General features: G+C 70.3%; 12 protein-coding genes. 7 read left to right on the forward strand and 5 right to left on the reverse strand.

Annotated features, from left to right (window positions below; translation table 11 throughout):
- Positions 1-122 precede the first annotated feature (122 nt).
- The 4 genes from AC2YHA_RS01060 to AC2YHA_RS01075 all read left to right on the forward strand — a co-directional run bounded on the left by AC2YHA_RS01060 (position 123) and on the right by AC2YHA_RS01075 (position 6,176).
- The gene (locus tag AC2YHA_RS01060; RefSeq protein ID WP_487400033.1) at positions 123-1,508 is read left to right on the forward strand and encodes a hypothetical protein; all 1,386 of its coding nucleotides are present in this window, start codon (positions 123-125) and stop codon (positions 1,506-1,508) included.
- A gap of 81 nt (positions 1,509-1,589) precedes the next feature.
- On the forward strand, positions 1,590-3,518 hold the full coding sequence (locus AC2YHA_RS01065) for a CocE/NonD family hydrolase (RefSeq protein WP_487400034.1): 1,929 nt from the start codon (positions 1,590-1,592) through the stop codon (positions 3,516-3,518).
- Between the two features lie 214 nt (positions 3,519-3,732).
- Positions 3,733-4,887, forward strand: coding sequence for a helix-turn-helix transcriptional regulator (locus AC2YHA_RS01070; RefSeq protein ID WP_487400035.1), 1,155 nt, complete (start codon positions 3,733-3,735; stop codon positions 4,885-4,887).
- A gap of 44 nt (positions 4,888-4,931) precedes the next feature.
- Complete coding sequence (locus tag AC2YHA_RS01075) at positions 4,932-6,176, forward strand: threonine synthase (protein WP_487400036.1); 1,245 nt, start codon at positions 4,932-4,934, stop codon at positions 6,174-6,176.
- Positions 6,177-6,288: 112 nt separating this feature from the next.
- On the opposite strand, the gene AC2YHA_RS01080 is transcribed toward AC2YHA_RS01075, so the two are convergent.
- Together AC2YHA_RS01080 and AC2YHA_RS01085 are read right to left on the reverse strand one after the other, a co-directional pair.
- On the reverse strand, positions 6,289-7,440 hold the full coding sequence (locus AC2YHA_RS01080) for a lipase family protein (RefSeq protein WP_487400037.1): 1,152 nt from the start codon (positions 7,438-7,440) through the stop codon (positions 6,289-6,291).
- Positions 7,441-7,499: 59 nt separating this feature from the next.
- Positions 7,500-8,144, reverse strand: a complete 645-nt coding sequence (locus AC2YHA_RS01085) for a DUF4893 domain-containing protein (RefSeq protein WP_233783449.1) — start codon at positions 8,142-8,144, stop codon at positions 7,500-7,502.
- 136 nt (positions 8,145-8,280) lie between these two features.
- Here AC2YHA_RS01085 and AC2YHA_RS01090 point away from each other — a divergent pair, with 136 nt between their 5' ends.
- Positions 8,281-9,444, forward strand: a complete 1,164-nt coding sequence (locus AC2YHA_RS01090) for a hypothetical protein (protein ID WP_487400038.1) — start codon at positions 8,281-8,283, stop codon at positions 9,442-9,444.
- Between the two features lie 163 nt (positions 9,445-9,607).
- Here AC2YHA_RS01090 and AC2YHA_RS01095 read toward each other — a convergent pair whose 3' ends face one another.
- Positions 9,608-10,600, reverse strand: a complete 993-nt coding sequence (locus tag AC2YHA_RS01095) for an aldo/keto reductase (protein ID WP_487400039.1) — start codon at positions 10,598-10,600, stop codon at positions 9,608-9,610.
- A gap of 102 nt (positions 10,601-10,702) precedes the next feature.
- Here AC2YHA_RS01095 and AC2YHA_RS01100 point away from each other — a divergent pair, with 102 nt between their 5' ends.
- Together AC2YHA_RS01100 and chrA are read left to right on the forward strand one after the other, a co-directional pair.
- Positions 10,703-11,611: a LysR family transcriptional regulator gene (locus AC2YHA_RS01100; RefSeq protein ID WP_487400040.1), complete on the forward strand. Its 909-nt coding sequence runs from the start codon at positions 10,703-10,705 to the stop codon at positions 11,609-11,611.
- Positions 11,612-11,729: 118 nt separating this feature from the next.
- Positions 11,730-12,920, forward strand: a complete 1,191-nt coding sequence (gene chrA / locus AC2YHA_RS01105; RefSeq protein ID WP_487400041.1) for a chromate efflux transporter — start codon at positions 11,730-11,732, stop codon at positions 12,918-12,920.
- Positions 12,921-12,984: 64 nt separating this feature from the next.
- Here the strand turns inward: chrA and rplL are convergent, their stop codons facing one another.
- Entirely contained in the window at positions 12,985-13,368 is a 384-nt protein-coding gene (gene rplL, locus AC2YHA_RS01110) for a 50S ribosomal protein L7/L12 (RefSeq protein WP_233783439.1), read from the reverse strand.
- Between the two features lie 47 nt (positions 13,369-13,415).
- Complete coding sequence (gene rplJ / locus AC2YHA_RS01115) at positions 13,416-13,931, reverse strand: 50S ribosomal protein L10 (protein ID WP_233783437.1); 516 nt, start codon at positions 13,929-13,931, stop codon at positions 13,416-13,418.
- Positions 13,932-14,302: the final 371 nt, after the last annotated feature.

Genomic DNA, 14,302 nt, shown 5'->3' on the forward strand with positions numbered 1-14,302 from the left:
GCGCTGTCAACGTGTTGCCGAATGCTTCTGTCAGCTTCGCCTCGTCGCTCACGATCAACGCCTTGCCGACGGTTCCGTCCGTTGCGGAGCCGGATCGTCCGCCCGCTCGTTGTAGCTGCGTCATGAAACACAATGCTTACAGCTTCGCCCGCGCGGCCCTGCCGACGATATCGGCCGCCGCGCTCCTTGCCATGCCTGCCGCTGCGCAGGACACGACGCAGACCGCGCCGCCGCCCGTGCGTCCGACGGTGACGACGCCGACCCCGGCGCCCGCCGCACCGCCGCCGCCGGTCGCGACGACGGCTCCGGTTCCTGCGACGCCGGCGCCCTCGACCACGCCGGCCGAGCCCCAACGCCCCCGAGCGACGGTCGCCCCGGAGGCCCAGGCCGCGCTCGACGAGGAGGCGGCCCGCCAGGAACGCGCCGCCGCGGCGCGCGCGGAACGCCGCGAACGCGCGGCGGCGGCCGAACGGTCGGAACGCCGCGCAGCGCCGCAGCGGGCCGAGGCTCCCGCACAACGCGCTGAACGCGCTGCGCCTGCACCGGTAGCCCCTCCGGCTCCGGCCGAGCCGGCGAGCGCCCCGGTTGCCCAGGCGACCCCGACGCCGCCTCCGCCGGCCGCGCAGCCTGCGCCCGCGCCGGAGCAGGCGGTTCCGGCCGAAACCGTCACCACCACGACCCAGACCACGCAGACCGAGGCGCAGCGTGGCGGATCGATCTGGCCGTGGCTGATCGGTGGCGCGATCGTGCTTGCCGGTCTCGCCTTCCTCCTGTTCCGCCGCCGCGAACGGGACGACTATGTCGAAACCTACGACGAAACCTATGAGGAGCCGCACCTCGCGCCCGAACCGGTGATCGCGACCGAGCCGCAGCCTTATGTCGCCGAACCTGCCGCAGCCGCCTATGCCGCCGGCGCCGAGCCGATCCCTGCCGAGGAGAGCGTCGCACCCTCGACCCCCGAGGAGGTGAGCGTCGGCGAGGCGGAGTCGGAGGACGTCGCCGCGCTCACCGCCGCCGCGCCGGCGGCCGACCGGCCGTGGATCGAGATGGCGATGCGCCCGCTCCGCGCCGGTACCAGCGCCGACGAGGCGCTGGTCGAGATCGAGCTCACCGTCGCCAACGCCGGCAATGTCGCGGCGGAGGACGTACGCGTCTCGACTTTCATGCTGCCTGAAGCCGATGCGGGTGAGATGGAGCGGCTGCTCGTCTCCCCGCCCGCCGATGCCGCGGTCGAGCCGGTGACGATCGCGCCGGGGGAGGGCACCCGCATCGAGGCGACGCTGGCCAGGCTGCGCGCCGACCTCGCCGGGGTCGACCGCTTCCGTCCGATCGTGGTCGCCGATGCCCGCTATCGGCTGCCCGACGGCAGCGAGGGGCGCACCTCGGCCTCGTTCGTGATCGGTGTCAGCGATGCGGACGGCGAGCTCCGGGGCTTCGATATGGCCGACCGGCGGATGCACGACGACGACGTCGAGGCGCGGCTCCACGGCACCGCGGAGCACGTCTGATCCTTAACTAGGTTGCTAGCCTGTTGATTTCGTCGGGCTCCGGATGTTTGATCGCGCATCCTTCCTCCGGAGCCCGTCTTCATGCTCAAGCCGATCCTGCTCGCCGCCACCGCGCTCATCGCCGCCGCGCCGCTCATCGCCCAGACCGCCCCCGCCGGCGGCGACATCCCGCCCAAGTTCGCGGTGCCGCCCTCGCCCGAGCAGGACTATGACAAGCGCGAAGTGATGATCCCGATGCGCGACGGGACCAAGCTCTACACGGTCATCGTCGTGCCGAAGGGCGCGACCAACGCGCCGATCGTGCTCACCCGCACGCCCTATAACGCCAAGGGCCGCGCCGCGCGCACCGACGACAGCCCGTCGATGCTCTCGACCCTGCCGCTCGCCGACGAGATCTTCGTGAAGGACGGCTATATCCGCGTCTACCAGGATATCCGCGGCAAATACGGCTCGGAGGGCGACTATGTCGTGACCCGCCCGCCGATCGGCCCGCTCAACCCGACCAAGGTCGACCACACCACCGACGCCTACGACACGATCGACTGGCTGGTGAACAAGGCCAACCTGCCCGAATCGAACGGCCGCGTCGGCATGATCGGCTCGTCCTACGAGGGCTTCACCGTCGTGATGGCGCTCCTCAATCCGCACCCGGCGCTCAAGGTCGCCGCGCCGGAGAGCCCGATGGTCGACGGCTGGATGGGCGACGACTGGTTCCACTACGGCGCCTTCCGCCTCGCCAACATCGCCTGGATCGGCGGGCAGACCGGCTTCAAGGGCAGGGGGTCGCCCCCTCCGACCGGCGGCTGGGACGATTACGACAATTTCCGCACCGGCTCGGCCGGCGACTGGGCGGCGAAGTCCGGCTATGCCCAGCTGCCGTTCTGGAAGCGCATGTCGGAGCATCCCGCCTACGACGCCTTCTGGCAGGGCCAGGCGCTCGACAAGCTGGTTGCCGCCAATCCCTCCAACGTGCCGACGCTCTGGGAACAGGGCCTGTGGGACCATGAGGACATGTGGGGCGCGATCCACAGCTGGGAAGCGCTCAAGAAGGCCGGCAAGGTCGGCAACAACTATCTGGTGATGGGCCCCTGGCGCCACAGCCAGGTCAATCGCGAGGGACGCGAGCTCGGTCCGTTCGAGTGGAACGGCGACACCGCCGCCCAGTTCCGCGAGGACATGGTGCTGCCCTTCTTCAACCAGTATCTGAAGGACGGCCCTCCCGCCAACCTGCCGACGGTGGCGATCTACAACACCGGCGAGAACCACTGGGACAAGCTCAAGGACTGGCCGCTCGCCTGCCAGGAGGGCTGCCCGTCGCCGCTCAAGCCGATCTACCTCCATGCCGACGGCGGCCTCGGCTTCGACGCGGGCGCGGCCGGCGGCGACAGCTATGTCTCCGATCCCGCCAAGCCGGTGCCGCACCTGCCGCGCCCGGTGAACTTCGGCGACGGCCGCTGGGGCGATTATCTCGTCACCGACCAGCGCTTCGTCGACGGCCGGCCCGACGTGATGACCTATCAGACCGAGGTGCTGAAGGCGCCGGTCCGCGTCTCCGGCGCACCGATCGCGGACATCTTCGCCAAGACCACCGGCACCGACGGCGACTTCGTGGTCAAGGTGATCGACGTCTATCCGTCCGAATATGCCACCGATCCCAAGATGGGCGGCTACCAATGGCCGATCGCGATGGACATCTTCCGCGGCCGCTACCGCGACGATCCGGCGAACCCCAAGCCGATCCCGGCCGGCAAGGTGCAGGAATACAAGTTCCGCCTGCCGACGGTGAACCATGTCTTCCAGCCCGGCCACCGCATCATGATCCAGGTCCAGTCGAGCCTGTTCCCGGTCTACGACCGCAACCCGCAGAAGTACGTCCCCAACATCTTCTACGCGAAGAAGGGTGACTATCAGAAGGCGACGGTCACCATCATGCGCGGCGGCGCGACGCCCAGCCGGGTGCTGCTGCCGGTGGTGCCGGTCGACCAGTCGGCGGTGAAGGCGGCGGACTGACGGGGGGCGGCGCGCTACCGGGCCACCTGGAAGCTGGCCCCCGGTTCGTCGTCGAATAGCTCCCATGTCCTGATCCGGCGGGATCGATTCGACGACGATTATCGCCGCCGGGAGGGGGCACGCGTCCATCGTACGATGGAGAGTCCGCTTGGCGCTCCCCCCTTTTTCCAGTATTTCCCGTGCAGTCGGTGGCGTTGCTTAACGGGGGCAGGGCGTGCGCGATCCGATTTCGCTGACCGTGCTGTCGGACATCATCGGTGCGATCTACGATTGCGCGATCGACCCGGCGCTATGGCCGGCGACGATGGACATGATCTGCCGCGAGCTCGACTTCCGCACCGGAGCGATCGGCCTGATCGCGCTTCCCGACGGCGAACAGCTGCTGTCCGCGACCACGGGCTTCGAGGCGCCCTGGCTCGACCGGGCGAGCTTCTTCGGCCCTGAGCTCGTCGCGCAATGGGGCGGCCCCGAAGTCCTCGCCAGCCTGCCCGTCGAGGAGCCCGCCGTCCTCTCGCGGGTGAACCCGGCGGCGATCGCCCCCGACACCAGCGACCGTTTCCATATCGAGTTCAACCGGCCGCAGGGGTTCGTCGATTCGATCTCGGTCGGCCTCGTCCGCGATGCGCGGTCGATCGGCTTCATCGGCTTCAACCGGCATGAGAGCGTGGGCCTGGTCGGCGAGCGGGAGGTCGAAACGCTGCGCCTGCTCATTCCGCATCTTCGGCGCGCCGCTGCGATCAGCCGGCTGCTCGACATCAAGACGATCGCCGCGGCGACCTTCCAGTCGGTGCTCGACACCCTGGCGACACCCGTGGTGCTCGTCGATTCCCGCCTGCAGAAGATCCACGCCAATCGCGCGGCGGAGGACATGCTTGCGCGCGGCGATCTGCTGCAGCTCAAGAATAACCTGGTGACGCCGCGCACGAAGGGCGCCGCAGCCGCACTTGCGGTCGCGGTCAGGCAGGCGGCCGACGACGAGAGCGCGCTCGGCCGCAAGGGCTTCGGCATCCCGATCCGCGGCCTGCGCGACCAGCCCCGCGCGCTCCACGTCCTGCCGCTTCAGCATGGCCGGCTGCGCCCCGGCATCGCCCCTGCCGCGGTCGCCGCGATCTTCGTCTCGCCGCTCCAGACGCCGGCCTCACCGCCTGCCGAGATCATCGCCGCGCTGTTCGACCTGACGGCGGCAGAGCGGCGCGTCCTCGAGAAGATCGTGTCCGGGCACACCGTGGTCGAGGCCGCCGCGGCGCTCGACATCGGCGTCAGCACAGTCAAGACCCATCTCGTCCACCTGTTCGACAAGATGAACGTCCACCGCCAGGCCGACCTCGTCGCGCTCGCCGCCTCCTTTGCGCTGCCGGTGCGGAGCTGATCGCCGCCATTGACGGCGCCCCTGCGAGCGCCGATGCGCCCGTCATGAGTCTCGATCCCTTCGCCAACCTGACCGCCGAGCTGCCCAGCTTCGTCACCCACCTCGAATGCTCGATGACCGGCGAGCGCTACGAGGCGGACACGCTTCACGGCCTGTCCCGCGCCGGCCGGCCGCTGCTGGTGCGCTACGATCTCGACGGGGTGAAGGCGGCGATGACCCGGGAGGCGCTGGCCGCCCGCCCGGCCGACCTGTGGCGCTACCGCGAGCTGCTCCCGGTGCGCTCGCCGGCGAACATCGTCAGCCTGGGCGAGAATGCGACGCCGCTGGTCACCCTCGATCGCGTCGGCGCCAAGCGCGGCGGGCGCCCCCCGATCGTCAAGGACGAAGGCCGGCTCCCCACCGGCTCGTTCAAGGCGCGCGGGCTGGTGATGGCGATCAGCATGGCCAAGGCGCTCGGCGTGACCACCATCGCCATGCCGACCAACGGCAACGCCGGCGCCGCCGCGGCGGCCTATGCCGCCCGCGCCGGGATCGAGGCGATCATCTTCTGTCCCGACGATACGCCCGAGATCAACGTGCGCGAGATCGCCGCGCAGGGCGCGCGCGTCTACCGCGTCAACGGCCTGATCGACGATTGCGGCGCGATCGTGGGGGCAGGGGCCAAGGCCAACGGCTGGTTCGACCTCTCGACGCTCAAGGAACCCTATCGGATCGAGGGGAAGAAGACGATGGGCCTGGAGCTCGCCGAGCAGCTCGGCTGGGAGCTGCCCGACGCGATCTTCTACCCGACCGGCGGCGGCACCGGCCTGATCGGCATGTGGAAGGCGTTCGACGAGCTCGAGGCGATCGGTTTCATCGGCCCCAGGCGCCCGCGCATGTATGCGGTCCAGGCGGAAGGCTGCGCCCCGATGGTCAGGGCCTTCGAGGCCGGCGAGCGCCACGCCGAGCGCTGGGAGAATGCCCATACCGTCGCCGCCGGCATCCGCGTGCCGCGCGCCGTCGGCGACTTCCTGATCCTCGACGCCGTCCGCGCCTCGGGCGGGGCGGCGCTGGCGGTGTCGGACGCGGCGATCCTGGCGGCGGTCGACGAGGCCGCCGGTGACGGCCTGCTGCTCTGCCCCGAAGGCGGCGCCACGCTCGCCGCCTATGATCGCGCGCTGGCGGAGGGCATGGTCGGCAAGGACGAGCGCGTCGTCCTGTTCAACTGCGCGACCGGCCTTAAGTACCCGATGCCGGACAAGTCCCGCACGCTCGACCGGCACGGGGAGATCGATCTGGCGGGCTTGTAGAACTGTCTCCGGTCAGCTGAATCTGTTCCCCGGCGAAGGCCGGGGCCCAGTTGCGAGCCGGTCGGAGCTGGGCCCCGGCCTTCGCCGGGGAAACGGGTTTAACTGAAGATCCCTACAGCCGCCCGCAATCGCTCGGCGCCCTTCGCCCCGCGAAGCGAGCATCGATCCAGTCCAGCGTCGCCCGCGCCTCGGTGCGCGCCACGGTCGCGTGCTCGCCGCCGGGCACGGAGATGTAGCGCACCGTCTTCCCGCGCGCACAGGCGCGCCGGGCGAAATCGAGCGTCACCGCCGGCGCGACGATGACGTCGGCGCTTCCCTCCGCGATCAGCAGCGGCACCGCCACCGCATCGGGCGACGGACTGTTGGCACGCATCAGCCGCCCCCACGGCTCCTCGCGGCTGAGGTCGAGGTTGCGGATCGCGCGCTGGACCACGGCGATGCCGACGATCGTGCCCAGCCGCGGCTTGGCGTTCGGCTCGATGCAGTTGTTGTCGGCGAGCCGCGTCATCACGTTCTGCGTCGATTTGCGGCCGAAGGTCGACATCGGCGCGCCGTACAGCCGCGACCAGCTTGTCGCGGTAAAGGCCGTCAGCATCGCCCGCGCACGCAGGTCGCTGCCTTCCGACATGTTACGGGCGAGATCGGTCGGCGGCACGATCGCGGCGATGCCGACCAGGTCGAGCTCGGGCGCATAGCGCCGCGCCACCTGCCCGGTCCACAGCGCCGCATGGCCGCCCTGCGATTCACCCCAGACGGCGAAGCGCGCGCCGGCCGCCGCACCCCGGATGCTCCGGGCGGCTCTCACCGCGTCGAGCACCGATCGGCCGGTATCGACCCCGACCAGATATGGATGCACCATGTCGGAACCGAGCCCCGGATAGTCCGGCGCCACCACGGTATAGCCGCGCCCGATCACCTCGCCGAGCGAGGGGATGACGGTGAAGTTGCTGCCGTTCCGCGACGGCGCGCAGCGCTGTGCCACGCCCGTCGTCCCATGTGTCCAGGCGATCACCGGACGAGGCGTGCCGCCAAGGTCAACAGCTGCGCGCGCATCCGGCGCGATCACCATGCCGGTCACCCGGATCGGCCGGTTCCGCTCGTTCGTCGTCCAATATTGCACCCGCCATGCCCGCATCCCCGCGGGAGCGTCATCGACCGGCTGGGCTGCGATCAGCGTTCCGGCGCGCTGGGCGATTGCGGCGCCGGGCACGGCCAGAAGGGCCGTTGCCAGGATGCTCCCCAGGATTCCTCGCAGGCGACGCATGGCGGCATTCTACCACGTCGCGGCGTGTGACGGAATATTACGGTCCCGGAACCGGTCCTTCACCCCGGCTGCCGCTCGGTCGGCACCGGCGTCAGCTCATAGATCCACAGCGCCTTCGGTTCGCTGCGCGGCACCACCAGCCGCCAGCGGAACGGCCCCACCCGCTCGACCACGCCGGCGACGTCGCGCGAACGGTCCGCGCCATAGGCGATCGAATTGTCCCCCGGCTTCTTCTGCTGCGCGCCGAGGAAGACATAGCGGTCGCTCTCGTCGGCATAGAGCCAGCCGTTGGGCAGGTCGCTGCCGGTCTGCTTGTTGAAGCTGAGGCGCCCGTCCGCCTCGCCGCCGACGAAGCAGAATTGCGTTGGAAAGCCCTGCGTCCGCCCGCGCTCGACGCGCAGCACGCGGCAATTATAGGACCCGGGCGGCAGGGCAGGGTGATCGAGCGCCGCCTTGGGATCGAGCAGCGTGGTGTCGCCCATCGCCGCCGCGCGCCGGCCGCGTTTTGCGGGGGCGGTCAGCGCCTCGCTCCACAGCGCCGGCAGCGAATCGAGCGCGGCGGCGTCGGCGGGGTCGGCGGTGTCGCGCCAGCCGGGCTTGGCCGGCGCGGGCTCGATCGCGACGGTCGCCCGCGAACGGGTCGTCGACGAGGCGCACGCACTGAGCGCGCAAAGCAGCACGAACAGGGGCCCAAGGGCTCGCATGGGATGTCATCTCGCGTTAGCGGGAGTAAACGGACAATGAATCCAAATGGTAAATAATTGGTTAACGCCGCCACGCGCTTCGCCGCAAAAGCCCCGTGCAGCCGCGGTTCAGGCACCGCGCGCTAGGCCCGAGGCGATGAGGGGCCTGGTCATCTTCGCTGCCGGCGTCGCGGGCGGTTTCGCCGCGCCTGCCGCCATGGCGCAGAACAGCCAGTCGCCGATGATCATCACCGTCCCCGGCGTCGAGCGTTACAGCCTGCCCCCCTCGGGCACGCAGACGCCGGCCCCGACGCCTGCGCCCACGCCGACCCCGACGCCGAGCGCCGCGCCGGTCGCCGCGCCCCCGCCGGTGGTACCGACGGTGCGGGAGACCTCGCGTCCGTCGCCGCCCGCTGCCACGCTACCGCCCCGCACAGAACCCGCCCGAGCAGCTCCCGAGCCGATCGCAACCCCGACGCCGAGCGCCAGCCCGACTCCGGCGATCACGCCGACCCCGTCCGCGCCGGAGCTCCCACCGGCCGCGGCGCCGTCGCAAGCGACGCCTGCTCCCGCGCCATCCGGACAGGGCGTCCCGTCCTGGCTATGGCTCGCCGGCGGGGCCGCGCTGGCATTGGCTGCAGCGGCCGGTGCCTTCCTCTGGCGCCGCCGTCGTCGATCCGATGCCGTCGATGAGGAGGAGCTCATCCTCCAGCCGGAGGTCGCGCCGACCCCGCCGCTTGCCGCCGCGCGGCCGTCGCCACCACCAGCGCCGCCATCTCCGGCGCTATCGCCCGTTACTCCCGCCGCACCGGCGCAGCCGCTCACCGTCGAGCTGTTTCCCGCCGGCGTCAGCATCGGCAATGGCGCGGCGACGGTCGAGTTCGAGCTCGCCGTCATCAACACCGGCGGGCAGGCCGCGGACGGTATCCGGATCGCGGCGGGCATGGTCGCCGCCGGCCCCGACCTCGAAGCGCGCATCGCCGCCTTCAGCGCCAGCGCCGGCGCCATGCCGGCCAGCGAGCCGCTGTCGCTCGCTCCCGGCGAGACGCACCGCGCCCGCGGCAGCCTCACCCTGCCGGTCGAGGCGATGCACGTCGCCAACGTCGGCGGCCGTCCGATGGTGGTGCCGGTGGTGCTGATCCACCTGCGCTGGCGCGGCGGGCTCAGCATCCGCGGCCAGGGCAATGCCTTCATGATCGGCACCGGCGACGCCGGCGTGGCCAAGCTCGGCCCGATCTGGCTCGACCGCGGCCAGCGCCGCTACGCCCCGGTCAGCGCGCGGCGCTTCGACCCGGCCCCCGCCAGGCCGCGCGCCGCTTAGAACCAAAATCCTCCCCCGCCAGGGGGAGGTGGCACGCGAAGCGTGACGGAGGGGGCGGAAGCCGGTCGATAGTGAGTCGCCGTCCTCCCCCTCCGTCAGCTTGCGGCTGACACCTCCCCCTGGCGGGGGAGGATTTGAAGATCGATCCGCTCTAAAGCCTACCTCACCGCTCGCTGTCGAGCGCGGTCATCTGCGCCGCCGGATAGCGGTCCCCTGCCGCCGCGTCGCGCGGAACGGCCGTCTCGATCGCGGCGAGGTCCTCCGGCGAGAGCGTCACGTCGAGCGCGCCCAGTGCTTCGCTCAGCCGGTCGCGCCGGCGCGCGCCGATCAGCGGCACGATGTCCTTGCCCTGCGCCGCCACCCAGGCGATCGCCGCCTGCGCGACGCTGATCCCGCGCGCCGCCGCCACGCTGCGCAGCGCCTCGACCAACGCCAGGTTCCGGTCGAGATTCTCGCCCTGGAAGCGCGGGCTCATCGCACGAAAGTCGCCCGCGCCGACGGCGCCGCTCTGCCAATGCCCGCCGATCAGCCCGCGCGAGAGCACGCCATAAGCGGTCGTGCCGATGCCGAGCTCGCGCAGCGCCGGCAGGATCCTGTCCTCGGGCCCGCGCGAGACCAGCGAATATTCGATCTGCAGGTCGACGATCGGATGCACCGCGGCCGCGCGGCGAATGGTCTCCACGCCGACCTCGGACAGGCCGATGTGACGCACGTATCCTGCCTGGACCATCTCGGCGATCGCCCCGATCGTCTCCTCGATCGGCACCCTCGGATCGAGCCGCGCCGGCCGGTAGATGTCGACATGATCGACGCCGAGCCGCTGCAGCGAATAGGCGAGCGCGGTCTTGAGCGCCGCCGGGCTGCCGTCGAAGCCGAGCCATCCCCCCGCCGGATCGCGTTGCGCGCCGAACTTCACGCTAAGGAGGTAGCGATCGCGCGGCACGCCCTTCAACGCCTCCGCGAGCAGCATCTCATTGTGGCCCATGCCGTAGAAGTCGCCGGTGTCGAGCAGGTTGATCCCGGCGTCGAGCGCGGCGTGGATCGTCGCGATGCTCTCGCCGCGGTCGGACTCGCCGTACATGCCCGACATGCCCATGCAGCCTAGGCCCAATGCCGAAACCATCGGGCCGGTCGCGCCAAGCTGGTGCTGTTCCATCGTCATCTATCCTTCATTGGAGGGGGATGACGCCAATATGCGCGCTGGCGCGGCGTTCGATAATTGGGCATGATCTGCACATGCTGTGCGCAAAATTGCACAATGACTGAGCTCGACCTCGCCGATCTGGGCGCGGTGGTCGCCGTCGCGCGCCATCGCGGCTTTCGCGGCGCCGCGGCGATGCAGGGCGTCTCGCCCTCCAGCCTCAGCCAGGCGGTCCGCCGCGCCGAGGAGCGGCTCGGCGTCCGCCTGTTCAACCGCACCACCCGCAGCGTCACGCTGACCGAGGCGGGCGAACGGCTGCTCGATCGCCTCGCACCCGCGCTGGGCGAGGTGAGGGCGGCGCTAGACGCGGTCAATGCCTTCCGCGACAGCCCGACCGGCACGCTGAGGCTCAACGTGCCGACGATCGTCGCGCGCCGTATCCTGCCGCCGATCCTCACCGGCTTCCTCGCCGCCCATCCCGGCATCGCGGTGGAGGTGCAGGCGGAGGACGCCTTCGTCGACGTGCTGGCCGCCGGCTTCGACGCCGGCGTCCGCTACGACGAGCGGCTGGAGCAGGACATGATCGCCGTCCCGATCGGCCCGCGCGTCCAGCGCTTCGCCACCGTCGCCGCGCCCGCCTATCTCGCCCGCCACGGCACGCCTGCACATCCGCGCGACCTGCTCGCGCACCGCTGCATCCGCCATCGCTTCGTCCACGGTACCCGCTCGACCTGGGAATTCGAGCAGGGCGGCAGGCTGGTCCGCGTCGACCCCGCCAGCGTCGTCGCCACCAACGTCCTCGAGCTGGAGCTGGCGATGGCCGAGGCGGGCATCGGCATCCTCACTAGTTTCGAGGAGCTGGTGGCGGATGCCCTCGACGCCGGCCGGCTGGTGCCGGTGCTGCCGGACTGGTGGCAGAGCTTCTCCGGCCCGTTCCTCTACTATCCCAGCCGACGCCTCATGCCGGCGCCGCTGCGTGCGTTCGTCGACTATCTGCGCGGAGAACAGGGTAGGGCCTTGCCCTGACGTTGCTTTTGCGCGCGTTCGTGCGATAGTCGGCCTACGGGCCTGGCGCGGACGCCCGTTCAGACGATTGTCGTCCAAGTCCGCTCCAGCGGCCGCGCCTGCGGCCAAGGAGCGCCTGATGACGTCCATCGACAGCGATGCGGCACCGCCCGCCATCGGCCTTGCCCCTCTCTTCCTCAAGTTCCTGCGCTTCGGCTGCCTCGCCTTCGGCGGGCCGGTCGCGCAGATCGCGATGGTCCGCCAGGCGCTGGTCGAAGAGGAGCGGTGGATCACCGGCGCCCGCTTCAACCGGTTGCTCGCCGTCATGCAGGTCCTGCCGGGACCCGAGGCGCACGAGCTCTGCGTCCATATGGGCATGGTCGCCCGCGGCCGCTGGGGAGGGCTGCTCGCCGGTCTCGGCTTCATGCTGCCCGGCTTCGTGCTGATGCTGGGGTGCGCCGCGGCCTATCAGGCGCTGATCGCGGGGCGGGCAGGGCTCGCCGGCGTGCTGCTCGGCGTGCAGATCGTCGTGGTCGCGATCATCGCCCGCGCGGTCGAGCGGATCGGCCGGCATGCGCTTACCGACCGGCTGCTGGGCCTGCTCGCGCTGGCGAGCCTGATCGCCACGCTGGCCGGCGGCTCCTTCTGGATCCCGCTCGCCACGGCAGGGCTGGTCTATGCCTTCGCGATCCGGCCGGGCGTCGCGGTCGCCTTCGCCGCCGGCGGACTGCTGCTCGCCTTCGCCCTCCACGCCGTCGGCGATCCATCCGCCGCATCTCGGGTGATGTCGGGCGAGGCGACCGCCGCCGCGCTGTTCGTCGCCGGCCTCAAGGGCGGCCTGCTCACCTTCGGCGGGGCCTATACCGCCATCCCCTATGTCCGCCACGACACGGTCGGCCGCGGATGGATGTCCGACGGCACCTTCCTCGATGGCGTGGCGCTGGCCGGGATGCTGCCGGCGCCCTTGGTGATCTTCGGCACCTTCGTCGGCTATGTCGCGGGCGGCTGGATCGGCGCGCTGGCGGTGACGGCAGGCATCTTCCTGCCGGCCTTCGCCTTCTCGATGATCCTGTTCGAGCGCCTGGAGCGGATCGTCGAGAATCCCGCGCTGCACCGCCTGCTCGACGGGATCGCGGCGGCGGTGGTGGGGATCATCGCGGCGACATGCCTGCAGTTAGGGCTCGCGGTCCTCGACCGGGCACCGGCGCTCTGGCCAGTGGCGATCGTCTTCGTCGCGGCATTGACGGCGGCTTGGTTCTGGAAAGGCCGCTTCGCCGTACCGGCGCTGGTCGCCCTCGGCGGAGCAATAGGGGCGGCGCTGTTCTCCTGAACAGCCAAAAAGAAAGGGCGGCCCCGACCGGGACCGCCCTTCCATGTCAACCAAGCAGTGAAGCTTACTTGAGCTCGACGCTCGCGCCGGCTTCCTCGAGCTGCTTCTTGATCTTCTCGGCCTCGTCCTTGTTGACGCCTTCCTTGACGGCCTTCGGAGCCGACTCGACCAGCGTCTTCGCCTCGGTGAGGCCGAGGCCGGTGATCGCACGGACCTCCTTGATGACGTTGATCTTCTTGCCACCGTCGCCGGTCAGGATCACGTCGAACTCGGTCTTCTCCTCGGCGGCCGGGGCAGCGCCACCGGCGCCACCGACGGCCGGGCCGGCAACGGCGACGGCAGCGGCGGCCGAAACGCCCCACTTCTCTTCGAGCAGCTTCGAGAGCTCGGCGGCCTCGAGGACGGTCAGTTCGGAAAGCTGGTCAACCAGCGCGTTCAGATCAGCCATTTCAATACTCCAATCGGATCAGGTTAAAGTCGGTAATTGCCAGCGGCTTATGCCGCTTCCTTGTTGCCGTAGGCGCCGAACACCCGCGCCAGCTGCGCAGCCGGAGCCTGGGTGACAGTCGCGAGCTTGGTGGCGGGCGCCACCAGCAGGCCCACGATCTTGCCACGCAGCTCGTCCAGCGACGGCAGCGAAGCGAGCGCCTTCACGCCCTCCACGTCGAGCACCTGCTTGCCCATCGCGCCGCCCACGATTTCGAACTTGTCGTTCGTCTTCGCGAAGTCGACCGCCGCCTTGGCGGCAGCGACCGGGTCGACGGAGGTGGCGAGCGCGGTCGGCCCGGTCAGCAGGTCGGAAAGACCCGCGTAATCGGTGCCCTCGAGCGCGATCTTGGCAAGCTTGTTCTTCGAGACCTTGAAGCTCGCGCCGGCGTCGCGCATCTTCGAACGCAGCTGGGTCGACTGGGCGACGGTCAGCCCGAGGTTGCGGGTGACGACCACCACGCCGACCTCGTTGAAGGTGCGGTTCAGCTCGGCGACGGACTCGGCCTTTTGCGAACGATCCATGCCATTCTCCTCAAAATGAGCCGTGCCTAGGGCACAGCCCGGTCCACTCGCCCGGCCCTTGTGGGGTCGAGCGCATTTGTCCGTGAGGGGCAGGATCATGTCGGCCGCGGCAACGCCTGGCCCGATCCGATGCGCCGGCAGCCGGCGCCCGGAAGAATTCTGTCCCCGTCTAGGCGGGAGATTAAGGCCGGCAGATCCCGGCCACCCGCTGTCTCGGACGGTGCCGGCGCGGGGCGAACCCATGCCGGCAAGCGGGCGCCAATAGCCTGGTGTGGGGAAAAGTCAATCCGATCGATTCAGAAGAAGGGGTTCACGCAAAGGCGCGCGAAGGCGCAAAGAAGATTTATTCACGCAGAGGCGCAGAGAGCGCA

The sequence above is a fragment of the Sphingomonas sp. SRI_018 genome, from assembly GCF_057586275.1.